The following is a 26,866-nucleotide window of genomic DNA, read 5'->3' as shown; positions in this document are numbered from 1 at the left end:
TACCCCTCTCTATATAAAAGGGAACCCACTAATGGTTCCCTCGTAATATTCATTAACGTACCGCACAACGGTTTGGTCCGATTTCCATTTCACGTTGTTTTTCTTCATCAGGAGAAACTTTCCCCATGTTTGTTTCACGAATTTCTTGATATGCATTTGGTTGTGGTGGTAGATTTTCTGTTACGATTCTTCTAAACTCTGCTTCGTCCGTAATATTTAGACCATGGTTTTTCGCAAATAGTGTTCCAAGTTTTTCAGATACACTTCCATCTTCATTTAATTCGTCAATAATCATGAAGTGAGCAGGTAAAACCACTAGTTCATCAGATAATTCTCTGTAACGGTTATAAAGCGTTTCTCTTAGATCTCCTACCCAATCTTGTGCTAAACCAGCAAGGTCTGGTCGACCGATTGAATCGATGAATAGAATATCACCAGAAAGTAAGAATTTTTCATCCACAACGAAAGAAGTAGAACCAATTGTGTGACCTGGAGAATACAAGGCATGAATATTGATTGTCGTATTACCAATTGTCACTTCTTGACCACCTTCTAGAGCTGCGTATTCAAACGTTACTTCTGTAGCATCTTTAGGTGGTAACCAGTAAGTAGCATTTGTGCTTTGAGCGATTTTTCTTCCTCCAGAAATATGGTCAGCATGTAAGTGAGTATCAAATACATGTGTGATTTTTGCACCTTTGTTATCTGCAAAATCAAGGAAAATATCAGTCATACGAGTTGCATCGATAATCGCTGCTTCACCGTTTGATACAACCATGTATGAAAGACAACCTTTTCCGATACGAACGAATTGATAGATTTCTCCACCATCTTTTAAATCGCCTACTTTAACTGGCTCTAAATGTTCACTCCACGCCTTCATACCACCTTTTAGGTATGAAACTGTAAGTCCAGCTTCAGAAAGCATATCGGCTACCATGACAGATGAACCTTCTTTTGCACAAACCACTAAAACTTCCTTATTTTTCGGCAGCTTTTCAAGGATTTCCTCAACCCCGTCTAGTAATTCAAAGTAAGGAATGTTTAAATAGTCGAAGTTTTCACCTTCAATTTTCCAATCGTTAAAATCACTTTCATTACGAACGTCTAAGATAAACAATGTTTCTTTATCGAACACTTTTTTCGTAACATCTTTTGCAGTCATTACGTTCACAGTCATTTTTTAAATTACCCCCCATGGTATATTTTTGTTTAAAAAAATTTATATTTTTTATTTTGTAATACTTGTTGTGTTACCTATCCAATTGCTCATTCCAGGAACGACATTTTTTACGTTCATAAATCCATTTTCAGTTAACTTTTGTGATGCTAAGTCACTTCGGCTACCTGTACGGCAAATCACATAAATCTCTTTCTCTTTATTTAATTCATCGAATCTATCTTCTAATTCTCCTAATGGTATAGAGATTGCTTCCGGAATATGATTAAATGCAAATTCAGCAGCTTCACGAACGTCAAGAACAAGAATTTCCTTTCCTGAAGCAATAGTAGCCTCAAGATCTTCGTTTGAAACCACATCAGGATGTTTCTTTTCTACAACTTCATCCCCGCTAGCTTTACGTATATAATGTCTAAGTACTTCGCCCTCTTCAAGCGTACCAAGGTATTGATGTCCCGTACTCTCAGCCCACGCTTTAAGATCTGCTTTTGAACCCTTATCAGTTGCTTGGACCTCTAGAATCTGACCGCCCTCTAGATTATTTATTGCTTTTTTCGTTTTCACGATTGGCATTGGGCATGCTAAACCTTTTGCATCTAACACAGAGTTTGTTTTTAATGATTCCATCTTTATTCCTTCCTCCCGATTATTCGTCAAGTAGACTATATGTCATGATATCTATCACCTTTACCCACGAAGGTATTATTACATCAAAAAGATTATTCTACTTTACCTTCCCAAGCGAGCATGCCGCCTTCCATGTTGATCACCTTGAACCCTTGGCCCTCAAGGAATTGAGATGCTCTTCCACTTCTACCACCTGAACGACAAACCATTACATACTCCTTTGACTTATCTAGTTCATGCATACGGAATTCAATTAAACCTAATGGGATATTCACTGCTCCAGGAATTTTACCTTCTTTCACTTCGTCCACTTCACGTACATCAATAATATTTAATGTTTTTCCTTCTGTTAAAATTTCTTCAACTTCTTTTGCAGTTAACTGTTTCATGGTTATTCCTCAAAAAATAGATTATCTCCAGGCGCTTACTCCGCCTTTAACATTTGTAATATTCTTAAAGCCCATTTTCTTAAGTTGTTTACTCGCTTTTTGACTTCTCATGCCACTTTGGCAAATGACAACAACCTCTTTTTCCTTTGAAAGTTCAGTTGCTTTTTGACCAAGCTGATGAAGAGGCATATTTTTAAATCCGTTAATATGGAATCCTTTGTACTCTCCAGGAGTACGAACATCAATAAATTGTTTATCTTTGTTTTTAAGTTCATTCTTTAATTCAGTTGTGGTTATATTTCGAACACCTTTAGTTGGTATCAAACGTTGTACGATAAAAATAGCAATTAGGGCAATTAGAATGTAATTGATATAATCCATTTTTTCAGCCTCCCGCTTTGTTAGGAAATTTTATTTATGTTACCCTTTTTTAATATAAAACTTTAATACTCCATCTTCTTCTTTTGAATCAAGTATTTCGTGTCCAGTAGATGAAGCCCAAGCAGATAGATCATTTTTTGCTCCTTTGTCAGTTGCAAGTACTTCTAGGACTTGACCTGACTCTAATCCGTCAATTGCTTTCTTTGTTTTCACGATTGGCATTGGACATGCTAAACCTTTGGCATCTAAAACTTGATCAATATTCATATTACATACCTCCAAGTATTTTGTTTTTTACCGTTACCCCCACGGGTATAATGTTATCGAAAATAAAAATGGGCGTCAACCCAATTTTTCGTATCAAATAACAATGATCACAAGACTTATAATATACCCCATAAGGTATATTGTCAACACCTTATTAGACATTTATTTATTTATGCGCAACCACTTTTTTAATAGAAAGATAGGGTTTAGAATATCCTAAATCCCTACCATTCAATTTTAGAGTGGAGATTATTTAAAATTATACTCAGTTACTATTTTATCTCGACCTGTAACTATATCATTAAAGTATTCATAAAGATTAACACCTAAATAGGATCCCGAAATATTGTATACATTCTCATATTCTAAATGCTGTAAGGCCATTACCATATTATAACTTCTTTGACCTGAACGACAGTGAATATAGACTGGTTGATCTTTTGGAATTTCATCTAACCTGTTCCTGAATTCACTTAATGGGATGTTGACTGCATTATTAAAATGGCCAGCTCTATATTCACCTTTTTCTCGAGCATCCACAATAAACGCATTGATTTCAACTAATTCTCGCACTTGCGAAACTTTTACTTCTTTATATCTTCCTTGAAGTAGATTTAAACCAACTAAAGCTGCGTGATTTACGACATCCTTAGCCGTGCCAAGCATTGGAGAATAGGTCAGTTCAAGATCCTTCAGATCTTCCAGTGTTCCGTTCATCGTTATCATAGTTGCAATGACGTCGATTCGTTTATCTACATTTCCTTTTCCGATTGCTTGTGCACCCAGAATTCGACCTGTTGGGTATTCAAAAATTAATTTAAAGTGCATTGGGTTACTATTTGGCATTAGTCCTACTTTATCCCCTGGCATGAGATAAACATAGTCATACTGAATTCCTGCTTGTTCAGCTACTTTCGCATTTATTCCAGTAGAAGCAGCATTTAAATCAAAAAGATGGATCGATGATGACCCAATTACCCCTATATTCTTACTTGGAATTCCGTACATATGGTCAGCGGCCGCTCTTGCTTGCTTCTGAGCCGGGCCAGCTAATGCTAAACGTGTTGGCTTGCGCAATAAACGATGGTACACTTCTATCGCATCACCAACAGCATAAATATCTTTATCACTTGTTACATAATTGTGATCAACCTTAATTGCACCCGTTTCACCAATCTCAAGACCCGCTTCTGTTGCCAGACTAGTTTCAGGTCTTACACCAATTGCTAATACAACTGCCTGTGCCTCAATTTTTTTACCTGAATTGGTTGTGATGAATCCATCACCTATTTGGGCTAATCCATCATCTAGAACAAGGTTTACACCGTGATCTGCCATTTCTTTATGAAGGATTTGTGCCATATCGTAATCAAAAGGTGCCATAACTTGATTAGCAAACTCAACTAAAGTGACATTATAGTCGGCTAATTTTAGGTTTTCAGCAACCTCTACTCCGATAAAGCCACCGCCAATAACTGCAATATCTTTAATTCCGTTTTGCTTAATATATTGATTAATTCTCTCGATATCCACCACATTACGGACCGTAAAAACATTCGAATTGTTAATCCCTTCGATGTTTGGACGAATTGGTTTCGCCCCAGGAGAAAGGACTAATTTATCATACTTTTCTTCATAGGTTGTATCCTTCATTATATCTTTTACCGTGATCGTTTTCTTATCACGGTTTATTTGGATAACCTCTTGATGAACCCTAGCCTCAATATTGTAACGATTTTTAAATATATCAGGAGACATTAAAACTAGTTTTTCACTATCTTCGACAATACCGCTTAAGTGATAAGGTAGCGAACAGTTCGAAAAAGATACGTGAGGACCCTTTTCAAACATGATAACCTCTGCACTTTCATCTAATCTTCTAACTCTCGCAGCAACAGAGGCACCACCAGCGACTCCACCAACAACTAATACTCTTTTTGACATAGATATGATCCCTCCGTGTTTAATTTACTACCTATATCTTACCTGAAAATCCTGTGATTATTTAGTTGAAGAATGAAGAATACATCCTCAACCCTCATTTACCCCCTATGGGTATATTAATACGTTTTTTTTGCAGTGAGGAATTCCTCACTACAAGTAGTAAATCATTAGAAAGTTAATGTTGGTGACGCATCTTTTGCGTATTCTAGGAACGTTACGGCTCCTCCAACCTCAATACCATCAACGAAATCTTCTTTAGTTAGTCCCATAACATCCATTGTCATTTGGCAAGCAATGAACTTCACACCTAATTCTTGTGCCATTTCAACTAATGCTGGAATACTTGGTACATTTGCTTTAGAGAAACCTTCAGCAAAATGTTCTTTCCCAACTGGCATTTCTAAAGCATGCATTCCTTGTTTATGGATTAGATTTAAACCTTCAAAAGTGAAAAAAATTGCAACCTCTTTATCCGAAGCCGCCGCTGCTGTTGCGATATTAAATACCTTATAAGCGTCAAACATTCCACCGTTTGCTGCAATAATTGCTACTTTATTTGACATATTATATTCCTCCAATAACATTTTTTATTATATTCGCTCCACTCGGTTCACCCAGTAGAACGAAGTATATACTTTTTAAAAACGCCTCATTAAATACCCCATTAGGTATACAAATGATTAAAAAAATAGTCGTAATTAAAAATCACTACATGTGCAATAATATACCCCGCAGGGTAAAAAGTCAACCCATCCTTCTAAAGATTTTTTTGAGGAACAAACTCCCGAAACAAAGAGCCAGTGCCCCAGTGATTTTAGCACTGGAGCCTGGCCCTTATTTTTGATGGCGTACAACAATCAACTTGTTAAGCCACCTGCAACGATATTTCCTTTATAGAAAACTGCTTTTCTTTCGGAGCGTCTAGCAATCGTTTCTGCCGAACAGCTTGAATCAACTAAAATCATATTCGCTTCTACTCCTGGTTTTGGCCAAATTTGATTTCCCTCTCGATCTAATGGTGTAGTTCCGCCCGTGATAAAACGTAAAGCCTGGGAGAGCGCAACCTCATTCGTCCAGCGGTATTTTTCAAGTAACCGTCCTGCTCTCTCAAGAATATCCCCATTCCCTGTTGGCCACCATGAATCAAAGATATTATCGTTTCCAACAGCCACATCAACCCCACATTCAGCAAGAAGATCGACAGGGACTCCTCTACCAATCGGAAGACTCGTAATGATTGAAATACCCGCGTCTTTTAAAATATATGCCATTTCACGCGCTTCTTCTTTTGAGACATCACCTAATCCAAAGGCATGACTCACCGCAACTCTTCCTTCCCAACCGGCTTGCTTTGTTAAATACGCTAGGCGTTTCATGGTGAAGGTACCCAAATGCCCAGGATCATGTAGATGTAAATCAATATCAACATTTCCTTCAACAGCTATATCGAATAACTGTACCAATGATTCCTCAATATTATTATCCACTGTCGCTGGGTCTACAGAGCCTACTATTCCTGCACCGCTTCTTACCGCTTCCCTCATTAATTGTACGGTTCCATTCTTAAGCAACCCGTGCTGTGCGAACGCTACAACCTCTGAACTTACTTTATTGGCATATGTTTCAAGTGCCTGATTAACACCCACTAGATTTTGGAGCTGTACCTCTGGGTAGATATCAACATGCGTTCTCACATGCGTAGCGCCTGCAGATAATAAGACATCTAACAATCTTTGAGCTCGAGACTTTGTACTGGAAGGCATCGAAGCTAAAATATTCTTTTCAATTTCACATCGCTCTGTTACACCTGCAGCAGGGGTACATGCCTTCCATTTTTCACCCATATACGTTTTATCCAAGTGAACATGCTTTTCGACGAATGAAGGAAGCAGTAGCAACCCCATTCCATCCTTAACTTTTCCATCACCCGGTATAGGCTCATTTGAGTCTACAATCCTACTAATTTTCCCATCTTCAATAACTAGATGCTTTATCTCCGTTTCTGTGCCCGTTACGATTCCACTTTCTTTTTTATAACCCGTTTCTAATCGTACGTTTTTTAACCAGTAACTCATTATTTAATGATCTCCTCTCAAAAACTAAGATATGTATGTATTCATATTACTAAATCCTTGGACAGAGAGATAGGTTCAATGGGAAAGGGACCTGTCCCCGTGACCCACTCTTGACATAATTATCCTATGTGGAGTTATATAGTTAGTAGAGTGCTTATTTCCTATTTTAGTAAAAAGTGAGGTCTTGAGATGTATAAACTGTACTGCCGTACGTTTCAACGTTCTATGAAATTTGCTTCATTCATTCTTCCGTGGCGAAAACCTGAATTACTAGAGGGTGAAAATAGTTTAATGAAGCTACCCCATTTGATCAAAAGTCTTGGAATCAAAAGCGTTTTAATCGTTACTGATGCAGGAATTACCTCGATAGGATTGATGGATTCATTTCTTCAGGGGTTACGCGAGGAAGGCGTGGGCTTCTTTATTTATGACAAAACAGTCCCAAATCCAACAATTGATAACATCGAGGAAGCTCTTCAACTATACCATGAGAATCACTGCCAAGGGATTGTTGCTTTTGGAGGAGGTTCGCCAATGGACTGTGCAAAAGGAGTGGGAGCGCGGGTGGCTAAACCAGGTAAAAGTATTCCTCAAATGAAGGGGATATTTAAAGTCATGAAAAAGCTACCACCACTGTTTGCCATACCGACCACAGCTGGTACTGGTAGTGAAGCAACTCTAGCTGCAGTGGTCTCTAATAGCAAGACACATGAAAAATATGCGATTATGGATACATCTCTCATCCCCCATTATGCGGTCCTGGACCCTTTACTTACTGTTAAACTTCCGCCACATATTACGGCGGCTACAGGAATTGATGCACTAACACATGCGGTAGAAGCCTATATTGGCAAAAGTAATACGAATGAAACGATCGAATGCAGCAGAAAAGCTGTAAAACTGATTTTTGAAAACCTTTATGAAGCCTATTCGAATGGATCAAATATTACAGCGCGAAAAAATATGCAAACAGCCGCTTACTTAGCAGGAATTGCTTTTACCCGTGCTTATGTAGGCAATGTCCATGCTATTGCACACACTCTTGGAGGCTTTTATGCCGTGCCTCATGGCCTTGCAAACGCCATTGTTTTACCTTATGTATTAGAGTATTACGGAGATTCGGTACATAAACCTTTAGCAGAACTGGCCGATTTGATCGGCCTTAGCGAATTAAGTGATTCCGAAGAAAAGAAGGCAAAAAAATTTATTGAAGCCATAAAAAAGCTTAGTGAAGATATGAAGATACCTAAAAAGGTAAGTCGAATTGTAGAAGGTGATATCCCGCTGATGGTTGTGCGGGCTTTAAAAGAAGCAAACCCTCTTTACCCAGTGCCGATCATACTTTCAGAAAAAGAAATGACTGAGCTTTACCAATTGATTAAAGAATAGTGAGTATTAGGATTTGACACTAAATCTAATGGAAGTCTCTCTGGCCTGTTCCTCGGTGCAGTACTCCTATCATACACTAGGGAGCAGGCCACCTATCTTACGATTTTCAAATTAGGTTCATTTTTTATGTATTTCTTTATTGTCGAATAGTTACGACATAGCGGATAAGGCAAAATCCTAGTGTGTGATGGCTCCAGGTACTTTTTCCAACCACTCTTTTTCAATTAAGAATTTGGTAACCTTTTCTGAGAAAATGCCAGCTTTACCAATCTGTGTTGAATATGCAGTAAGTAAATCGTGCTTCATAACAGAGCCAAGTGAAAAACCATATTGGGATATAAGAGCCCCAAATAATCCAGCCATATGACAAATCATAATTCGATCAGAGAATAGTCTCTTTTTGGAATCGGTTATTTCAGATACATAGCTAGGTGGTACTGGTAATTCATTTTTCTTTAAAATTTCAATCAGTGCATCCAGTTGTTTCTTTACAACAGTGACTCCCTTTTGAAGAAGTTTAACGACTTCCTCTGATTCAGAAGTTTGAGCAAATCCGGTAAAAAGAGTTTCCATCATAACAAGGAGCTCCATTATTGAATAAAAGTTGGCTATTTCCATACTATTCAGTGGTCTTATATCACCTACCCATCCATTTAGATAACTGTTTTTTTGAATATCTTCTGGTAATGTCGGTGCAGGTAATGATGGTGTTCTCCAATATATTCCCTTTGTTAAGAGGAGATCGACAAGCCTATCATTTAATTGAGCACAAGATTGTAAACAATCCTTCTGGTATTTACGTATATCGTCTCTGGTAGATAACGCTAACGACCTTGAATGAAATTCTAGACCAAGACGAGTCGCTTTATGCAGGTAATAGACCATGAACCGATCAGAAAATAGGGGCGGCGAGTTTTCATTAATATCTGTTGTAGAGAAACCTACTGGGATTGGATAGCCCTCTCTACTAATGAATACTCTTCTCTCATTAAGCATTTGAGAGGTATCTTTAAGCGCAAGACTAAATAAAGCCTTCATGTCCATGTCTTTTGAATGTTCCCTGAAAATGGTTAAGTACCACTTTGACATTTCATTAATTGAATACCCAGTCCATAGATAGCCGAGTTCAGCAGCTGTAAGGGGTATTGATTTCGGGTTATCCATTAAGGGGTCGCTCATTAGGAGGTCACTCCTTTTTTCATTTTAATATAGGGTCGTAGGAAATGGCTTGCAACTTTAAGCGGGTTAATGGTTTTTGACAACAATATCTTTTCTCCCCAATTTCCCTGTAACAATCGAACGATTCGATCTATTCCTTCATTGGACAATTGCTCCATTGCACGCCTTAACACGAGGCCATCTTCATAGCTTTGGCGAAGGGGCTCCATTAATTCTTCATAGTTTCCGTTTCCACATAAATCATAGGCAGCATTAACGCCACTTATAATAGAGGCATACTGACCAAAACCCATAAAAGGCATCATTGTGCCAAAATTATTCCCAACGTAAAATGTATTCCCTATTCGAGGGGACATACAGATTCCCATTAAATATTTGGTAATTTGAAACTCATCCGTGATCGGTAATTCTTGCTTTAGCTGAGACTGTACCCTTCGGTAAAAGTTATCCCAAAGGTTATCGATATTTACATTTGCGTTTTCAGGGAAATCCGGTATAGCTAACGAAATATTCGCTTCTGTTTCTGAATATGGAATTAGAAAGCAATACCCGTATGGTGAAAAGTCGTAATTAATCCATTCCATTACTGTATACCGATCAAAAGACCCTTCAACTGTAGCACCCTTTATTGATACCGATAAATCTTCTCGAAAATTTTTTACCTTTTTTGCGTAAGCTCCATCACCCGTTGCCAAAACGACATGAGTATATTCCTGTTGTAATTGTTCATATGTTTTTTCAGAGTTGTAATGGATAGGTGAGTTAATTTGTTGTACTAATTGTGACTCAAAAGAATCTACTTCTCTGCCGCGAACATTTATGAAGCCAAGATGCCCCTCAATTACTGCTTTTTCACTTTTTGAGAAAAGCACCATTTTCTGAATGCTTGATAAAGGTTTAAGATAGATCCCATAATCATTCGACAATGAAGCGATACAATCCTGAACAGGTCGGGTGAAAATATCCATCAAGACCTCCCCGTTAACAAATCGATCGCCTACTTTGTCCCTTTTCTCAACAATCGTTGGGGTAATTCCGTTCCTTTCAAGGGTTATTGCACATGCCAACCCCGAAAGTCCAGCGCCCATAATAGCGATTTCCATTTTAATAAACTTCCTCCTAAAATGGCTACAGTACGAGCATTCCCTGTAAGTAAATAATAGATGTATCCATTTTTTCCAAATAACTGGATATTACTAAATAAAAACCAAATCATATCAATGTTACAATCAATCGCTATCCTTGCTGCAGACACTAAAAGCCGCAGAAACCCTAATTGGAATCTGCGGCTATTTAAATTCATTTTAAATTAACTGTGTTTAAAAAGATGCTTGGCCAGATGTTTTTGTCAGGGCCAGGTACTAGTTACCGGATTAAACCAATACTGCTGATAATTTTTTTGCAACAGCTTCTACATTTTCTAAGCCTTCAGCTACAATCTTTTCAGCTTGATCTGGTGCTGCTGCATGACCTTCAATAATGACTTCATCCTTGATTTCCATGCCGAATACGCCACCAACAACGTTTTTAATGTAAGTAGCAGCCATTTCAAGTGGCGCACTTTCAGGTGTTGAGTAAATACCACCACGAGCACTTAGAACTACAGCTTTCTTGTCAGTCAATAATGGAACTAATTGACCATTTTCATCATATTTGAATGAGTAACCTGCTTGGTACACATAGTCAATGAATGTTTGTAATTTAGCTGGGATTGTTAAGTTCCATAGAGGGAATACGAATACCACTACGTCTGCTGCAGTTAAAGCATCCATTGCTTTTTGTTTTGCAGCTAAAATACGTTGCTCTACGTCTGTCATTTCTTCGCCAGATTCTAATTTACCAAAAGCATTGAATAAATCTTGACCAAGGTAAGGCATGTCTTCTGCAAAAACATCATAAGTTGTTACATTTAGACCTTCAATGTTATTCATGAAAGTCTCATACATTTTACTTGAAACAGCTTCTGAAGCTGGACGGTTATTTGCTTTTACTACTAATATATTCATTATATGAAAGTCTCCTTTATTATCTTAAAGTTGATTATCTCGAATTAATGGTATATTGAAATACGACTTAAGTCAACTCAATACACGTAATTCACAAATATTGGAACCTTTGACCTATAATGAATGCTAGTTCTTTGGTATGAAATTTTATTATTAGCAGTAAATTATATAAATATAATATTTTTTTGAAAAAGCTGTAGAATTTAGCTCTATTAAAAAATTAAGCAGATACTTTTATTTGCTTTGCAGGATTCTTGTTGAAAACACTTCACAATTTTTATTAAAATTTTATCGATGAGTTACTTCCCTCTCTATCGATACATTTATTTTAAGGTGCTCGTTTTTCGCTTTCTTTGACGCAGGTCAAATTTTTGTGTAATCACCCAGGAGATTGGACAGAAAAAAGCCCCGAATGAACAAATTCAGGGCTCTTTTAGCTATGGAATGGTTTGACGAGAAGTTATAATCTGGGGTTACAACGTTAATATGAATTTCTTAGTCTTTTCATAGGGATTGTCGCTCAAGATTAGCTTTGATTTTTTTCAAATCCTTAATGTTTGCTCTCCTCATCATAACTGGCATGAAAAGGGACATGAATTTATTGAACCCTTTTGGGTTACCTTTATTCTGTAATATCATTCGAGTATGATTTTCGTCGATTGCTTGAAATGTATAAATTGTCTCCATTGGAAATGGACCATTTGCTGTTTTCATTGCAAATTTCTTCTGGGGAATAAATTCAACAATTTCATACACATACGCTAGCTCCCGTCCAAGAAAACTTGCCTTAAAAGCAATTTGGGAGCCTAGTCTTAATGGCTTTGGCGTCTTCCACTCTACTGAATTTATATTTACATACCATTCAGGTGCATGATCGGGATTTGTAGCATATTCTGATACCTTTGAAATTGGACAATTTATTGTAATTTCTGTTACTACATTTACCATCTTGGCCTCCTACTTCATTTCGTTTCAACGTAATTTTTTAGTAAAGTTCCCAGTAGGTATTTCCAGCCTTTGGAATGCTCCTCTTCCCAATGCTCTTGTATTACACCAGAAGCTGTATGAGAAAGTTGAAGCAAAGTTCCTCCCTCTTTCTCTAGGAGACGGTACGTATAGGCACTGTTTACAGCTCCTTGCATACCAAGGTGACCATGCAATCGAATTTCTTCCGGAACATTTACATAATACACATTCCCCCAGATTGCTCCTTCATTTTCACCCCATTTTTCAATAAATTGGCCTCCAGGGACGGGATCAAATGTAAGGTGAGATTTTACTCCTTTTGGAGCTATACGGAATTCCCACCAATCTTCTACTTGCTCGGTTAATGCCGTGAATACTTTTTCACGTGGTGCATCGATAAATAATTCCTGTTCAATACGAAAAACCTTTGAAGGTTCCATCTTATCATTTCCTCCTTTTTCATGTACCGCCATCCGTAAATTTAGTAATGAGTTCGCCGTGGATTCCATATATTTCTCAACCCAGCGGTTATGCATTTCTTGAAGTGGGACTGCATTAAGGAAGTTCCTTTTATTTCTCCCTTCACGCCGTACCAAAACCAAATTCCCTTCCTCTAGAATCTTTAAGTGTTTCATAATGGCATACCTAGTTACATCCGGAAAGTAGTCGTTTAGCTCTCCCGTCGTTTTTGGTGAAACCTTGAGAATATCTAAAATTTCCCTTCGGATCGGATGTCCTAATGCTTTAAAAACACTTGAGAGTTCTTCACCCATTCCATCGATCCTTTCATACTTTTTAATAAGTGACTAAAAGGTCACATATTTTTCATGTGACCTTATGGTAACACATCAGTTAACGCCTGTCAAAAATACATAGAAAATTAAACATAGTTAAGGAAATTAAAATCAATATACACTCTCGAATGAAAATATAAAAACTTGATTCAGGGTATGAATCAAGTTTTGTCATTTATTATCAAATTATCTACAGTTTTTAATCAAACATTATACAAAGCACCATCGACTGTGAATGAAGATGAGCTTACATAAGAAGATTCGTCAGAAAGGAGGAATGCAATTACATTAGCAACCTCTTCTGGTTCACCGTATCGTTTCATTGGGACTGCATCGTTATAAGCTGCTTGCGCTGCTTCTGCTGCACCTGGTGCAACATTTGATTCAATTTTACGCATCATTTGTGTATTAATTACACCTGGGTTCACAGTATTAACACGAACATTAAATGGTGCTGCTTCTAAAGCCGCAACTTTATTAATACCCATTACAGCATGTTTTGATGAGTTATATAAGACCATGCTTGGTGAACCAATTAATCCAGCTACTGATGAAGTATTAACAATTGCACCAGACTTTTGTTCTTTCATTACTGGTAATACATATTTAAGACCAAAGAATACCCCTTTTACGTTAATACCGTAAACAAAATCAAAATCTTTCTCAGTAACTTCTTCAAGTGATTTAGCAGGACCTTCAACACCTGCATTATTTACAAAGCCATCAATGCGTCCAAATTTTGAAACTGTTTGTTCAACATAATTTTTAACATTTTCTTCATTAGAAACATCAGCTTTTACCACTAAACTATTCTCTTCTGTTAAACCAAGCTCAGCTTGAACAGTTTTAATTGCGTCCTCATTTAAATCTACTAATACAACTTTTGCTTGTGCGTTCGCTAATTTCCGTACAACTTCTTTCCCGATACCGCCTGCTGCACCTGTAACTATAACTACTTTACCTTCAAAATTCATTCTTAACCTCTCCTTATTTATTCAGACTAGCTACTAAATAATCTCGAATTTAATTATCTTGAATGCAAGATATGTTAATATTGTAATCCTACAATTAAGATAAATCAAAGAATACGCTTAGCCTGCCCCCAGACACGCTAACGCTGATGAGAGTCAGGCCCATTGCTATATACAAAAATAGTTATTCCTTATCAATTGGGGAGAAAATATCATCTTGATATGTATCAACATACATATTACCATTTGCTGAAAGTACGGCATATACCACATCATGCTTTGTTAGATTACGCTTTTTTAATTCCGCCTCTTCTTGTTCCAATTAGTAATAGAACGAAAGAAGTAATGGACCTTAAAATTACTTCAATATGTTCAGGCATTTTACCACCCCGATTTTAATCCATCATCAGTCTTAGGTTAGCCATGAGTTTCGTTTTTTATAAACTTATAAAAACAGGGCCTGTCCCACAGCACGCTAACGCTTTTCTACAGGGGTCAGCCCTTGAAATGCTTTTTTTATAGATAGGGTAGGACGTTCGTTCTGAAGTCCGCATAGTTTTCAATGTGAAAGTCCGCCTCAATATCCGGATTTTCAAAGGCAACGGTTTTAATTCCTAATTCTCGAGCAGGAATTAAATCTAACTCACGATCACCGATCACTAAATCAATGGGATAATCCTTGATTACATGTTGATATGACGCTGCATGTGGTTTCCGCGCAAAGCCCTCTTCCTCGACGGAAACAACCACCTTAAAATAATGTAACAGATTAAATTTTTCCAAGAGGAACAGAGTAGACTCCTTGTCGCGGTGTGTAACGATAAAGTTGCTATCCGCAATTTGTAAAACCTCTTCTAGTTGTTCAAACGGACGGCTGTCAAAAGAGTATTGATTATAAAGCTTGATGTATTCCTCTCGCTTGCTTTCATCAATTCCATAATGTTGAAAGGCCACTTTTGAGTTGACCTTTAACCATTTTAAAACCTCGCTCGGATCCAAATCCTTGCCGCTTAAATGGATAAAACCCTTGACCAGTGCTGGATAGGTGTTAAACATTGTTCCGTCAAAATCCCATAGTATATTAATGTGAATCCCTCTCTCTTTTACATAGTACATACCATTATAGGAATGATGCTCATGAAAATAAAGTTATATGTATAAGGAGCTGTCCGAAAAGTCTCCTATAAACCATCAACGGGTTTCAAAAGTATGCATAAAAAAAGAAACTCGTCCGGAATGTAATTGAACAAGTTTCTTCAGATTCTTATTTTATAGGAGATAGAGATCTTTTTAATGCTTCTAATTCCTCTTTGAGTCGCTGATTTTCAGATTCAAGGTCTTGAGAGACATTTGATGTAGTCTTTTCAAGAGGTAGTAGATTAACTTCATACCAGCACTTTCCATCTGGCGATTCCGTCGTGTCACACTTTTTCATACTAGCTTTTGGAAACTTTTTTAACACATAGTCTGCTTCTTCTTGGGATAACCTTAACTCCCGAAAATATACATCATTGGCAAATGAATTCGTCAGGAACTCATTAAATGTTTCTTCTTTTGGTATCATCCTTTTTCCTCCAATCCGCTACTAACTCTACTCTATATATTCTTTACTCAGGTTGGACCATCGATTTTTACCAGTTTACTACCCAAAGTCTATCATTTTTTAATTCTGTATCGATTACCAGCACTATGGTAATCTATTTCATTCTATGCTCGTCCGACTCTTTCTATGTTTAATTTGACAAGAAAACCCCTAGCTAAGCTTTTGAGACTCCTACTTGTGCGTTTTCCAGCAACTTCCGAAATTCATTCATGTTAAATAACGTTCCAGGACAGGTTGTATAGTCGAAGCCCTCAAGTTCTCGGTGCCCAAGAACATCCTTCGGTTGAAGGAGGTATTGTTCCATAAAATAGTGACAAATATCAATTAAAGATGTAATCTGTGCGCTTGTAGGATACTCAATATCAAAATCACCTGTTGCACAGATGCCAAGAGTTTTCCGATTATATCCGTACGTATGGGCACCCACATGGAGTCCTCTGCCTTCGAAAATGGTTCCATCTTTTTCAATGAAATAGTTATAACCGATGCCGCTCCAGCCTCTATCATTTTGATGAAATTGGTGTGTTTTTTCTAGTGTAAAATCAACTCTTGACGTATGATGAATGATCAATTTTTCAATTTTCTCTAATTCCTCAAACGGTTCCTTAAAATGAAAGTTGTTGGGCTTAATCGTAATCATGCTGCTCACCTACTAAAAGTTAAATTTCAATTGATCATAATCAAGCTTGTCTTCTTGTAATAACTGGTTCATTTCCTGGCTATAGCGATAGTTTAAATTATCCTCGCTTAGGGTCTCTACGCTGACCATTCTATTTTTTATTTCAAGGCACTTGTTCATATTATCAATGCTTTTGATGTCGTTTTTTAAGAGCTTAAATGTTATCGACATGTTATGCAATACTTTTGATACTTCTAGACTTTCTTCTCCTAGTCGACTGTTAAAAATGTCATAGGAATTTTGAAGGAATTCAAGTGCTTCATCATAATGACCAAAAGCCGTTTTCGTAATAGCAAATACATTTAATGCCTTTGCATAATTGATTGGGTTAAAATTCTCGTCATTCTTTACAATGTCCATAACCTTGTTGGAAAATTCATAGGCCATATCGTATTGATGCAATTCATGATAACAGCTAATTAAGTTCATCATGCTGGTTGAAATGTTACCATAATCTGATTTATTCAGTGTTTCATAGATTTTAAGTGCTTTTCCATAATACTCTAATGCTTTTTCATAATCCTTCTTATTCTGATAAAGCATAGCTAGTCCATTAGAAGAATATGCTAGACCGATTAAATTGGATGAATCACAATATTGTTCTCGTAACGAAAAGGCCTTTAAATGAAGTTCTTCCGCTTCTTGATTTCGTCCCATTCGTTGATACAGAGTGGCTAAGCCAAAATAAGATTTTGCGATCATTAATTTATCATCAGGAAATTTCTGTTCACGTAGCTCCAGAGCTTCCTTAAATAATGGCTCTGCTTTCTTGTAATCCCGATTTTCATGCATATAGACAAAAGCAATATCATAGAGAATAACACCTAAATATTTATGAGCCTCGCTATTGGAACTGTTCTCTAAGAATGTTTTTAACTGGTTTAATAGAGGCAATGTTAAATAATTTGCTTTACTATTTAAAAAGACAATATCGTAATCCCTAAACCAATCAATAAAGGACGACTGTGAAACTTCTCCTTGATCCATTAAAAGAAAGCCTTGGTGAAATGCTTGATTAATGATTTTGCCAGCGTAATGCGTATCGTTTCTTACCAGTTTTTTTGATAGTTTTTCTTTATAATAATCAAATAAAAAGGATCTACCTTTTACTACTTTTTGAGGCGGTTGATAGTCAATTAGACTATCTCGCATTAATCGATGCATATCCCATATACTACCATCCAGTGTTGTAATAAATGAAAATCGAGTCAAATTATAATGATCATCCTCATTCATTTGGATTCGAAAATTATTCATTAACGCCCCAAATGTTTCAATGCCCCAACCAGTCGTAAGTGCTAATAATTCTAACGCCTGTTTTTCAGGTACTAAAAGATATCTAATAAATCTTTCAAATAATTGGACTGGCGTTTTTAATCCATTAAAATCGGATACAATTGGAACGCGATTAGTTGATATAGTATCATAGGTATCAATTGATAGTTTAATAGAATAGGGGTGCCCCTCGGAATTTCGATAAATTTCAGCTTGAATACCTTCATCAAAAACTTGGTGTTTTCGTAAGAGTTCTTTTGTTTCTGCTTCTGATAATGCATCAAGTGGCACTTGGCCAATATAAAGATTCCATACTTCTTCATAACGTCCCCAATCAATAGGTTCTCGGCCAAATACTACCCAAAACACATTAGGAAGTTGTCTCACCAAATCTCGTATCCATCCATCTACCCCAAAATCATAAGCCTTCATTCTCTGATCCGTCCATAAAGATTCATATGTATCAATAAAAATGACGAATTTATGATCTGATTTCATTAAGTATTTTTCCAAGTCTTCTGCAAAAATGAACGGTAATAGTTTAAGTAGTTTATGTTCTGGTAAGGATTCGAATTTGCGAATCTTCATCATATCTTCTTTTGATAGATAATTTACTAATCGTTTTGAGATCGTATTAATCAGTCTCGTCCCAATCGATACATACGTGTTATCTGCTACTATATTAACAAAATCCGCTAACCAGGTACCTTTTTCAATAAAAGGCAATGTCTTTTCATTTATGGTAACAGCATTGTTTGTTTTTTCCATGTAGATGATGTAGGCAGCATCAAATAGTGTAAACTGCACACCATACTTTTTGCCAATTTCTGTTCTTAAATAGACAAGTGCCTTTTCTACCTGTTGAAGTTCGTTGGTTTCAAAGTCGATATAAGTGGATTCCGCTTCGGACCCATTCTCCAATTTCTTCATTATTTCCTTACGCAATTCCGTTTTCCCAATACCTCCGACCCCGTAATAGGAAAGGATCTTATACTCATTCCACTGTTTGCTCTCCAAGGAATCAAAAAACAAATCTAATTCTTTTTGACGACCGGTATATGTATCTTCTTCTTCCAATAGTTCAAGTAAATCGATTTTCATTATTTTACCTCTCCAACCAGGATCTCTATACTCTTCTAAACACCGCTGAGTACTTTTTCATGGGTATATTCTATCATTCCTTCTGCTTTTATTGGTAGAATTAACCTAAAAAAATACAAATCTAACTAATTATGATAAAAAAGAATCCATTTTGAAAAAGATTGATCAAAATGGATTCTTTCTTTGTGCCCCCTGGCGGTCAAGGCAATAATGAGATATTCCTCTATTAATTTTTAACTGCTCTATTGACCTACTTTCTCACCCTGATAGATCCGAAACGCTGGAACAATCGTGTCGGAAACAATTTCTTTTCCATTTTCACGAATGAAATCAAGTTTGTAATAGGCATCGAATCTTTGGCTGATCTCCGTTTTCACCAACTCTGGTGGAGTAACGACGATAAATTGGAATTTCAGCTTCTCTGCAACGGCGAAAATTGGGTCAAGAACATGGGCCGATGCAGCTTGTCCAAATGGATTATCACACACTAACGGAACCCAGCTCTGGTCCGTTTCGCTCTTAACTGATAATAACATCATCATCATGACCATACGGGCTGAAAGTTTTTGTCCTCCGCTCCCATCGGATTTCGTCTTCGAGCCTTGATTAATCGTCTGCCATGTCGAGTAATGCTCTCTTTGCGGTTTTCCGTACATAAAGGCATTATCTGTTCTCATATTATAGACGAGCAACTCCGGATATCGATTCCGAAGAGAGACAAATAAAATTTGCTCATCACTAATGAGCTCTTTTATTTCTTGGTCTAACACTCGATTCTGGTCATCAATCATATCAAACTGCTTCGTAATTTTGTTAATAGACGATACGAAATGTTGTTTCAATAATGGCTCGACGTCCTCTGGCCGTTTTGGTAAAATATCCTCTTTTAGCTGAACAAGGGGGAATGAACCTCGTTCATTTTTCAGCTTCATTTTTGCAACCATCGAACGGATCGCCTCTGAAATACTCATCACCTTCATACTGGCACGACTTGCCCAGAAGTTTTGAGCCTTCTCCGCCCTTTCCTTGTCACGTTCTAATTGTTCCAAACCGCTTTGTGAAAAAAGTTTCATATTCTTTACAACGCTTTGGATATGGGTATAGTACCTAGTATCCAAATGATCTAGTGTCGTTAATACCTCATTTTTGAAGCGAATCTCCCAATCCTTGCCTTCAATCGTCAGTTTTAAATTACGCAACGATTGCTCAATTTTCGCTTGCTTCTCCTGGCCTTCCTCCTGAATGACCTGATGCTCATCACACCATGCTAAGATACACGCTTTTCCCTGGCTCTTAATTTTTTCTATCTCATCATTTGTGAATATTGTTGCTTCTTCCTTGAGGATAACAGATAAGGTTAATAAATCCCCTTCATAGCCAGTTATTTTGGTTTCTGTTTCTTTTTGAAGCTTTTCAGTCTGTTTAATCTCATCTTTTGTTTTCTTCGTTTGGTCTTTTATTTCGATTTCTTTTATCTTTAAGTCAAGGTCTTCCCATTCTTCTGGCTGTTTTTCAAGCTTTGTAACTTTTTTCCCTGCCTTGGCACGCTGTTCCTTCTCATGCTCCAGGGTCGTTTCTGCTTTCGTTACAGCAGTCCCCTGTTCACGTTCTTCCTTTTCTGCTCGTTTTGCTTCCTTCTGTGCTGTTTGTAGCATTGTTTCTAATATACTAATCGGTTCATTTGGCTCCGGTGCTTCATTCCAATTCTGTCCGATTGCAGTTAGTTTTTTCTCTAATTTCTTTTGCTGCTTTTGCTCTGATTCTTTCTTAGCCTGAATAATAAGTAATTCCCTGGCCTGCTCTTCCTTTGATTTTTGAAGCTGTTTAAGTTCATCCATGCTTCCATTTATCTCTTCTAATAGATGAGGAGATAGACGGGGAATCTCCTCACTTTGGTCTGCTTTTTCATCAGAAGGAAAAGTCGCTCCATTTATAAAATTGGCAATCTCTTTTATATTTTGTTCCGTTTTTAGCTTCCATTCCAAATAGGTTTGGTTCCACTGGGATTCTAGGCCAACAATCATTTCATGCTCTTTACCGATTTCCTGTTGTTTGACAACGAGTGTTTTCTTTTGTTTCTCCTTCTCCAACTTCACCCGTTTGTTTTCCTCGTGGATGGCTCTTTCCCGTTCAAAATCCTCTAACACTTCTACATCCTTTGAAAGCTTGTCTATCTTTCTTAAAGCTTTCTCCAGTTGCTCCTTCAGCTGGAGTTGTAGTTCCTTTTCTTTTTCGGTTTGTTTCGTGATGTCCTGTAATTTTACTTTTTTCAATTGAATCGTATGCAGTTCTTGATTGATTGCCTTTTCCATATCAATAGAAAGATCGCTTGATAGAAATCGATCGATTTCTTTTAAAATCCTACGAAGTGAGTTTTCTGTTTTTTCGATTTCAATGAGGGTATCTTTCTTTTCTTCTATGTTTTTCGCAATCTTGATTTTCCAATTGGTAAATTGATTTTTATCTGTTAGTAGCTCTCTTTCTGTACCATTAATCATCACAAAAGGTGCATGAGCATTTTCGTTTCCGTTCATATCCTCACGTAAAAAAATCGGAACTGGACTGTTAAACAATCTTACTGAAAGAACCTGCTGATTTATTTTTTGCCATTGATGCTGGTTGACGACTAATCCATAGGGAAGAAATGGGTAAGCAATGAGGTGATTTGCCATTTCCTCGGTACTTAATGACTGGAGAAATTGCGAACCATAAAACACATCAATGCCTGTTTTTTCATCAATCCATTCCTTTAATTCCTTCACATCCTTATTAGCAATCCAAAAAGGTTCATCATTTAAGGAATGGTCGAGCTGAGATTCCCAAAGCTCTTTTTTTATTAGCTCCCCTTCTTGTCGATTTTGTCCGAGCATTTCTTCAATCTGCATCGAATAATTCGATAACAAAGAGTTTGTAAATGGGAGCGATATATCAGTCAACAGCCCATGGAGCTTATCGTATAGCTTTGTTTCCTTCTGCTTCTGAACTTCATTTGCTGCCTTTAATTCTTCCCATTTTTCTTCTGAATACTGAATCGATTGAACAAGCGTTCCATGTGTCTCAGCAAGCTGATTTTGTCTGTCACTCGATGCTTTTTCCTCAGCTTTTAGCTCTATGAGTCTAGTCTTTTTCTCCTCTTTTTGTTTCATCAAACTTTCGATGAAACCCTTTAAATCATAGGTTAAGCGGTCGCCATATTCTTCAATAAGTGCCTCTTCCTTCGTCTCAAATGCATGAATTTGAGTATAGAGGAAATCAATTTCCGTAGAAACTTGAGCAATTTCTGTTGTCATTTGTTTATCCTGCCTAGAAAGCTCCATCCCTTTTTTCTTTAAGAACTTTTGATAGCCAAAATGTTGTTTCACAGCTTCTTGTAATTTTTGAAAGGCTTGCTCCCACTCCACTGCTACTTCCTTTTTAATTTCATCCATTCTTTGATTCACTTGCTCTAGGCCACTATTTTGCTCCAGTGTTGCAATCTGCTGTGAAAGAGAGCGGATGGTTTGTTCGAATTCATGCCACTCTTTCAAAAGAAGTTGAAAAGCGAGCTCATCTTTTCGTTGTTGCTTTTCTACAACTACACCTTCTAGGGTTGTATGTTTCTTCTTTTCTTCTTCTACCTTCTTTTCCCAATCTAGAACCTCTTGATGGGCTTTGGCATACTCCAAATTGTCCTTTTGAAAGCGTAAATCCTCTTGCTTTTCCGTTAATTTTTCCATTTCCTTCTCTAAATTGAGCTGTGTTTCTTCTTCCGTTTGCTTTAAATGCTCTAAAGCTCCGAGAAATTGTCTACCTACTTTAATGCTTTCTTCCACAATTTCCTTATGTTCGATTCCTTTTGCTAGGTGCTCTTCAAATGGGACAATATCCTCTAGGAACTCCTTGTGGGCTTGTTCTCTTTTTAATAGGATTGGCAGGTCCTTAGCGATGCTTGCCTGACTTTTGAAGATTTCCACGAGATCGTTCTTTTGATGCTCGGTTCGATGTAACACCTGACTAACCGTTGGAATGATTCTTTTTTGGAATAAGGAATGGTCATCCTCCGCTCCTTCAAAATATTTTCCAACTCCACCTTCATCTTTATTGATATCCTTCATAATATCCCAGTCTTTACGGTTAATCCCATATGTATCTAGGATACGAAAATGCTTCTTCGTATCTCGGTAAACATCATAGCCATTCCATTTTAAATAATCCTTTAATTCTTCTGTGTCCGCCACCGCATCATTTTCATAGAGCGGAATATGCTCAAGGGCTGCTACTTCGTTCCGTTCAAATTCTCTTGTATAAAAGGTAATATTCGGAAGGATTTTCGCTTCTTGCTCCAATGACTTTCTTTCATTTTCACCCTCATCACTCATGGAAATCCGTTGTTCTGCTGAGAACATGCCTCCAGTGATTAAATGCCTTCGGTCAGACCCATCTAATTCCCACTCCATGGCGACATGAAACGTATAAGGAATAAATTGCTCTTTATTATTAAAAAAGAACTGCTGATAATATCGATTATTTTGCTTACCCCATGATGTGCCTGGCTTTATGATTTGAAAGATTGTTTGCAAAAACACCCCTTTCCCACCACCATTCATCATCGCAATGAGTCCATTTGATGAGGACTTCTCATTATGGAAGTTGAAGGTAGTATCCTTATATTGCTTTTGCATGCCATCATACTTAAGGCCAACAATTCTAATTCGATGAATTTTCGGCATGCTCATCCTCCTCTGTTGTCATTAATTTTTTAAACATTTCATAACGGTCATAATCGTGATATAGGTATTCAATACGCTCAAATAGCTCATTCTTTGGAATCACCTTTGGAACATCGTCCCGGTCTAGAATAACAATCAAACCTTCCGTCTCTAATAACCGCATACTACTCGCAATTAAACCAATTCTCGTACGGCGATTGCCTTTCTTCATTCTATAATCGTCTGTGTCAACCTCCATGTACTTCCATGTGGTTACAGCTTCCTTCATATCAATTCGTTCTTCTTCACCAAAACGAGGGTTCCCTTTCAGAAGGCTATCCCAATTCATCATAAGGTCGTTGACTTGACGTTCTAATGCGTAATAGCTAATACCTTCCCGCTTTGTACGAACTTTAGCAGCTTGGTTCCGGTCGATGCTTGCTAAAAAGGACATAATAATGATGCTCATAAGATGAAAGTGTTTTTTCGTTTCGACTTGCCGATGTTTATCTTTCATATGCGTAAAATTAGTAGCAAAGACAGATCCGGTAGGCTGGACAACCAAGTGAATGCGCTTTGGTGCTTCAATAATATATGTACCTGATTCATCTGCCAATAAAAGGACCGTTTGCCTTACTTCCGGATCAAAATACGTTTGAAAATGCTCGCTGTTTTCGTCAATTACTTTATCTTTTAAGAGAGTAAAATAAACAGTCGATGCTTTTTTGATTGTTTCTGTGTTCATCGCTTCTCCTCCTGTACACAAATTTTAAAAGGGGTTATTTTCATACGATGCCAAAGGAGGGGTTCCGCTCGATGATCAAATATTGTATAAATCTTCATACCCTCAAACATTTGAAATTGGGGATATTCCTTCATTAACTTAAAAAGAAGGATTTCCCTTTCATCACCTAATGACTCTTCTTTCCGATGGATGACTTGAATTTTCAGTGGCTTTTTATCAAACATCATCCATAAATCAATTGTTTCAGATTCCTCTAACCACAAATCCTGCACCTCTAATGGTAAATCCGCTAGATCCGCTAGAGAAAACTCACGGTGTGTTTGTAAATATTGAAAAACATAGCTCCAAGCCTTAATAACAGAATCCCAGTTCGTCACGCGCTGAGTTGTGATGGTTTCTTTTGGTGCCTCTTCTTCAACTACATCAGGTTGAGGATTTTCATCGAATTCTTGTTCACCCCAAATCCAATCAAGAGGCAAAATAAACTCATTCTTCGGCGAAAATAAAGGAGAGAGAACATTTTCAATTTCATCAAAGCGATTAAAGCCTTCCTTCATGAACCAATTTTCATAAAAATGCTCTCGAAATGAAACGAGGCTGTTTTCCCAAAACAAGGAAGGGTTTTCTACTTTCAGCTTCATCTCATAGGAAATATTTTGAATAACGAGCTTTGCAAACCGATCATGCAATTGCCTTGTATGGCCAATTTTTTCTTGGAGAAGAATCAGTTCCTTCTGTATATAATCATCTTCCTCGTTCCGTCGTTTCGTTTTTTCAATCATACTTGTAATCGTACGGAAATGATTTTTTTCTTCTTCAAATTGGTTTTCGATTTCTTCTCGGTTGTCAGCCCTTTGCCATTCCTCTTCAATTAAGAGAATCTTGGGATTGTTAATCATTTCCTTTTGAAAAGAATACTCCCTTGCCATTAAGCGGTTCACTCGTGAAATGAGGTGGTCGAGGTTTCGAGTAGCCTTCCTGAAATTTCCATTTTTAATAAGTTGCATACTATAGAGCTGCTCAATGGTAATCGAGAATTCCTCTGCCATTTCTCGGCTCATAAAGATCATTTCTTGAGCAATCTCTGTGAGCTTATAAACAATGGAGCTGCCTATCTCTAAATTCGTATAGAGTTCATCCATTGTGACATATCGGAAAGTTTGCGTCTCCCATGAACCTCTTATTTCATCGTAATAAAGTGCTTCAAATGGTTTACTAAACTCTTCTTTTCCTTGATATAGAAGCCCGCTCGTAATCCGATCGATTTGCTTTTCGTCCGCTAAGAGCTTCATCTCCTTAATTGTATCTTCCACCATATACTTAATATCAGATTTACGTCTATTGTCATCATCATTTAATTCTCGGTAAAAGATGGTAAGGAGTACCTGCATAAGAATGGTCTGGATATGAGGTTTTAGCTCCCCTATATCCATTCCCCTTCCAAGCTCAAACAGTGGATTTAATCGTTGCATTCTCTGAGCAAATCCTTCCCATGACTCGTTCACATCCATCTCCTCCATGTTTCGCTTGTTAGTACTTCCTGTGGAATCCGTTTATTTTCCTCCCATAATTGGAGTAATAGTGCTTGCTCCTCCTCAGTAAACCATTGAAAAAATGCATCACGGTATTTAAGGTTTTGTGATTGCCCTTGTTTTTGGTCATTCCTTTGTTCGAAACAATCGAGCATTTTGCGGTAAATTTTTAAGGCCGGCTGAATCGAGCAATCCGGATATTTTTCAATCAACCTGATAAAGATCCCGTACCCTGCTGCATCTAAATCCCCTGCATAATAAAATAAATACGGCTTTGACGGAAACATTCGAAAGAAATAGGAGAAACTACGTTCAATTTTCGTTCCTTCACCATAAATAATTAATTCCGGTTCATAATCTAGCAGATTAGCTTCCAATAGCTTAATGGATGTATGAAAGAATGATAGATTTTCAACAAGGAGAACCCTTCGAATATCCTGTATTTCTTTCCCCTGCTTCATCCAAAAGACAAAAGGCTCCCCGTAATTCACCATTTTCAGCTGGTCTTCTGTAACTCCAATTCTCGCTAAAAAGCCTTTTCCCTCGGGAAAACTAACAGCGTCTAGTAAAAACTTTTCATGCCCAAAGAGTTCCAGGCTTCTTTCCTCAACGGATACCACTTCCCGCTCTGGAACAGACTTTAAAAATGTATATACATTTTGGATTCGCATCCATTCCTCTTTCGTTTGCCATTCGGGATGATGCTCATAATAGGAAAAATCAAATATATCGCTTAATTTCATCATTTCGAGACGATCCCATTTGTCTTCCTGTATCTTAATATTCACCCAGTAATATAAGGAAAGTGACGGTGTTCTTCCATTATGTTGTTTATTTAGAATTGGAGTCAGTACCCCTTCAGTTTGCAATGCTTCAATTGATTGATAGAACAATGAATACCCGTCCATATCAAAATAGTCATCTAAGAGCCTCCGTAGCTGAAGCTCTAAATCATTTATATTAATCTTCTTTTTCTGCTTCGGGTGCTGAATATCCTCGATAAACCCTCTCACCCTTGCTTCAATGATATTGATCATACTCACCTACTTGTATCTTCTTATTACCAAAGAATAAA

At 37.3% G+C, this 26,866-nt stretch carries 23 protein-coding genes; 1 reads left to right on the top strand and 22 read right to left on the bottom strand.

The genetic code is table 11. The features are described from left to right. Positions 1-52 precede the first annotated feature (52 nt). The 8 genes from CKK03_RS18175 to CKK03_RS18140 form a co-directional block, all read right to left on the bottom strand. Positions 53-1,180 (bottom strand): MBL fold metallo-hydrolase, encoded by a 1,128-nt coding sequence (locus CKK03_RS18175; protein WP_099363943.1) that lies wholly within the window; start codon positions 1,178-1,180, stop codon positions 53-55. Positions 1,181-1,231: 51 nt separating this feature from the next. Then, a complete protein-coding gene (locus tag CKK03_RS18170) occupies positions 1,232-1,807 on the bottom strand; it encodes a sulfurtransferase TusA family protein (protein ID WP_099363942.1) in 576 nt (191 codons plus the stop codon). 92 nt (positions 1,808-1,899) lie between these two features. Beyond that, positions 1,900-2,196, bottom strand: a complete 297-nt coding sequence (locus CKK03_RS18165) for a rhodanese-like domain-containing protein (protein ID WP_099363941.1) — start codon at positions 2,194-2,196, stop codon at positions 1,900-1,902. A gap of 21 nt (positions 2,197-2,217) precedes the next feature. Beyond that, entirely contained in the window at positions 2,218-2,577 is a 360-nt protein-coding gene (locus CKK03_RS18160; RefSeq protein WP_099363940.1) for a rhodanese-like domain-containing protein, read from the bottom strand. Between the two features lie 39 nt (positions 2,578-2,616). Then, positions 2,617-2,844, bottom strand: a complete 228-nt coding sequence (locus CKK03_RS18155) for a sulfurtransferase TusA family protein (RefSeq protein ID WP_099363939.1) — start codon at positions 2,842-2,844, stop codon at positions 2,617-2,619. A gap of 249 nt (positions 2,845-3,093) precedes the next feature. Continuing rightward, positions 3,094-4,788: an FAD-dependent oxidoreductase gene (locus CKK03_RS18150; protein ID WP_099363938.1), complete on the bottom strand. Its 1,695-nt coding sequence runs from the start codon at positions 4,786-4,788 to the stop codon at positions 3,094-3,096. Between the two features lie 167 nt (positions 4,789-4,955). Beyond that, positions 4,956-5,351, bottom strand: coding sequence for a DsrE/DsrF/DrsH-like family protein (locus CKK03_RS18145; protein WP_099363937.1), 396 nt, complete (start codon positions 5,349-5,351; stop codon positions 4,956-4,958). A 294-nt stretch (positions 5,352-5,645) separates the two neighbouring features. Further along, positions 5,646-6,863, bottom strand: a complete 1,218-nt coding sequence (locus tag CKK03_RS18140) for an amidohydrolase (protein ID WP_099363936.1) — start codon at positions 6,861-6,863, stop codon at positions 5,646-5,648. A gap of 189 nt (positions 6,864-7,052) precedes the next feature. Between CKK03_RS18140 and CKK03_RS18135 the strand changes: the two genes are divergently transcribed. Continuing rightward, the gene (locus CKK03_RS18135; protein WP_099363935.1) at positions 7,053-8,252 is read left to right on the top strand and encodes an iron-containing alcohol dehydrogenase; all 1,200 of its coding nucleotides are present in this window, start codon (positions 7,053-7,055) and stop codon (positions 8,250-8,252) included. A gap of 177 nt (positions 8,253-8,429) precedes the next feature. On the opposite strand, the gene CKK03_RS18130 is transcribed toward CKK03_RS18135, so the two are convergent. From CKK03_RS18130 to CKK03_RS18065, 14 genes are all read right to left on the bottom strand, one after another. Continuing rightward, positions 8,430-9,431, bottom strand: coding sequence for a DUF3231 family protein (locus CKK03_RS18130; RefSeq protein WP_099363934.1), 1,002 nt, complete (start codon positions 9,429-9,431; stop codon positions 8,430-8,432). After that, positions 9,431-10,534, bottom strand: a complete 1,104-nt coding sequence (locus CKK03_RS18125) for an NAD(P)-binding protein (protein WP_099363933.1) — start codon at positions 10,532-10,534, stop codon at positions 9,431-9,433. The genes CKK03_RS18130 and CKK03_RS18125 overlap by 1 nt, the downstream gene beginning before the upstream one ends. 270 nt (positions 10,535-10,804) lie before the next feature. Continuing rightward, on the bottom strand, positions 10,805-11,437 hold the full coding sequence (locus CKK03_RS18120; protein WP_099363932.1) for an FMN-dependent NADH-azoreductase: 633 nt from the start codon (positions 11,435-11,437) through the stop codon (positions 10,805-10,807). A 504-nt stretch (positions 11,438-11,941) separates the two neighbouring features. Continuing rightward, positions 11,942-12,385: an SRPBCC family protein gene (locus tag CKK03_RS18115; protein WP_099363931.1), complete on the bottom strand. Its 444-nt coding sequence runs from the start codon at positions 12,383-12,385 to the stop codon at positions 11,942-11,944. A 14-nt stretch (positions 12,386-12,399) separates the two neighbouring features. Beyond that, on the bottom strand, positions 12,400-13,176 hold the full coding sequence (locus CKK03_RS18110) for an SRPBCC domain-containing protein (RefSeq protein ID WP_099363930.1): 777 nt from the start codon (positions 13,174-13,176) through the stop codon (positions 12,400-12,402). A 224-nt stretch (positions 13,177-13,400) separates the two neighbouring features. Then, positions 13,401-14,171, bottom strand: coding sequence for an SDR family NAD(P)-dependent oxidoreductase (locus CKK03_RS18105; RefSeq protein WP_099363929.1), 771 nt, complete (start codon positions 14,169-14,171; stop codon positions 13,401-13,403). 513 nt (positions 14,172-14,684) lie between these two features. Then, positions 14,685-15,284, bottom strand: coding sequence for an HAD-IA family hydrolase (locus CKK03_RS18100; protein WP_099363928.1), 600 nt, complete (start codon positions 15,282-15,284; stop codon positions 14,685-14,687). A gap of 148 nt (positions 15,285-15,432) precedes the next feature. Next, on the bottom strand, positions 15,433-15,732 hold the full coding sequence (locus CKK03_RS18095) for a hypothetical protein (protein WP_099363927.1): 300 nt from the start codon (positions 15,730-15,732) through the stop codon (positions 15,433-15,435). Positions 15,733-15,925: 193 nt separating this feature from the next. After that, positions 15,926-16,408 (bottom strand): peptidoglycan recognition protein family protein, encoded by a 483-nt coding sequence (locus tag CKK03_RS18090; protein ID WP_425432882.1) that lies wholly within the window; start codon positions 16,406-16,408, stop codon positions 15,926-15,928. Between the two features lie 15 nt (positions 16,409-16,423). Beyond that, on the bottom strand, positions 16,424-18,826 hold the full coding sequence (locus tag CKK03_RS18085) for a tetratricopeptide repeat protein (protein WP_099363925.1): 2,403 nt from the start codon (positions 18,824-18,826) through the stop codon (positions 16,424-16,426). Between the two features lie 242 nt (positions 18,827-19,068). Further along, the gene (locus CKK03_RS18080) at positions 19,069-23,535 is read right to left on the bottom strand and encodes a hypothetical protein (protein WP_099363924.1); all 4,467 of its coding nucleotides are present in this window, start codon (positions 23,533-23,535) and stop codon (positions 19,069-19,071) included. Continuing rightward, positions 23,513-24,259, bottom strand: coding sequence for a DUF6063 family protein (locus CKK03_RS18075; protein ID WP_099354439.1), 747 nt, complete (start codon positions 24,257-24,259; stop codon positions 23,513-23,515). The genes CKK03_RS18080 and CKK03_RS18075 overlap by 23 nt, the downstream gene beginning before the upstream one ends. Next, a complete protein-coding gene (locus CKK03_RS18070) occupies positions 24,256-25,770 on the bottom strand; it encodes a hypothetical protein (protein ID WP_245864192.1) in 1,515 nt (504 codons plus the stop codon). Before CKK03_RS18070 ends, CKK03_RS18075 begins: the two co-directional genes overlap by 4 nt. Beyond that, the gene (locus CKK03_RS18065; protein ID WP_245864204.1) at positions 25,761-26,828 is read right to left on the bottom strand and encodes a Wadjet anti-phage system protein JetD domain-containing protein; all 1,068 of its coding nucleotides are present in this window, start codon (positions 26,826-26,828) and stop codon (positions 25,761-25,763) included. The genes CKK03_RS18070 and CKK03_RS18065 overlap by 10 nt, the downstream gene beginning before the upstream one ends. Between the last annotated feature and the right edge of the window lie 38 nt (positions 26,829-26,866).

Source organism: Fredinandcohnia onubensis, assembly GCF_002734215.1.
Lineage (GTDB): Bacteria > Bacillota > Bacilli > Bacillales > Bacillaceae_L > Ferdinandcohnia > Ferdinandcohnia onubensis.
This window is presented reverse-complemented; position numbering and strand designations above follow the sequence as displayed.

Coding starts and splice junctions, on each gene's coding strand:
- CKK03_RS18175 (WP_099363943.1), bottom strand. CDS start 1,180: ATGACTGTGAACGTAATGACTGCAAAAGATGTTACGAAAAAAGTGTTC.
- CKK03_RS18170 (WP_099363942.1), bottom strand. CDS start 1,807: ATGGAATCATTAAAAACAAACTCTGTGTTAGATGCAAAAGGTTTAGCA.
- CKK03_RS18165 (WP_099363941.1), bottom strand. CDS start 2,196: ATGAAACAGTTAACTGCAAAAGAAGTTGAAGAAATTTTAACAGAAGGA.
- CKK03_RS18160 (WP_099363940.1), bottom strand. CDS start 2,577: ATGGATTATATCAATTACATTCTAATTGCCCTAATTGCTATTTTTATC.
- CKK03_RS18155 (WP_099363939.1), bottom strand. CDS start 2,844: ATGAATATTGATCAAGTTTTAGATGCCAAAGGTTTAGCATGTCCAATG.
- CKK03_RS18150 (WP_099363938.1), bottom strand. CDS start 4,788: ATGTCAAAAAGAGTATTAGTTGTTGGTGGAGTCGCTGGTGGTGCCTCT.
- CKK03_RS18145 (WP_099363937.1), bottom strand. CDS start 5,351: ATGTCAAATAAAGTAGCAATTATTGCAGCAAACGGTGGAATGTTTGAC.
- CKK03_RS18140 (WP_099363936.1), bottom strand. CDS start 6,863: ATGAGTTACTGGTTAAAAAACGTACGATTAGAAACGGGTTATAAAAAA.
- CKK03_RS18135 (WP_099363935.1), top strand. CDS start 7,053: ATGTATAAACTGTACTGCCGTACGTTTCAACGTTCTATGAAATTTGCT.
- CKK03_RS18130 (WP_099363934.1), bottom strand. CDS start 9,431: ATGAGCGACCCCTTAATGGATAACCCGAAATCAATACCCCTTACAGCT.
- CKK03_RS18125 (WP_099363933.1), bottom strand. CDS start 10,534: ATGGAAATCGCTATTATGGGCGCTGGACTTTCGGGGTTGGCATGTGCA.
- CKK03_RS18120 (WP_099363932.1), bottom strand. CDS start 11,437: ATGAATATATTAGTAGTAAAAGCAAATAACCGTCCAGCTTCAGAAGCT.
- CKK03_RS18115 (WP_099363931.1), bottom strand. CDS start 12,385: ATGGTAAATGTAGTAACAGAAATTACAATAAATTGTCCAATTTCAAAG.
- CKK03_RS18110 (WP_099363930.1), bottom strand. CDS start 13,176: ATGGGTGAAGAACTCTCAAGTGTTTTTAAAGCATTAGGACATCCGATC.
- CKK03_RS18105 (WP_099363929.1), bottom strand. CDS start 14,171: ATGAATTTTGAAGGTAAAGTAGTTATAGTTACAGGTGCAGCAGGCGGT.
- CKK03_RS18100 (WP_099363928.1), bottom strand. CDS start 15,284: ATGTACTATGTAAAAGAGAGAGGGATTCACATTAATATACTATGGGAT.
- CKK03_RS18095 (WP_099363927.1), bottom strand. CDS start 15,732: ATGATACCAAAAGAAGAAACATTTAATGAGTTCCTGACGAATTCATTT.
- CKK03_RS18085 (WP_099363925.1), bottom strand. CDS start 18,826: ATGAAAATCGATTTACTTGAACTATTGGAAGAAGAAGATACATATACC.
- CKK03_RS18080 (WP_099363924.1), bottom strand. CDS start 23,535: ATGCCGAAAATTCATCGAATTAGAATTGTTGGCCTTAAGTATGATGGC.
- CKK03_RS18075 (WP_099354439.1), bottom strand. CDS start 24,259: ATGAACACAGAAACAATCAAAAAAGCATCGACTGTTTATTTTACTCTC.
- CKK03_RS18070 (WP_245864192.1), bottom strand. CDS start 25,770: ATGGATGTGAACGAGTCATGGGAAGGATTTGCTCAGAGAATGCAACGA.
- CKK03_RS18065 (WP_245864204.1), bottom strand. CDS start 26,828: ATGATCAATATCATTGAAGCAAGGGTGAGAGGGTTTATCGAGGATATT.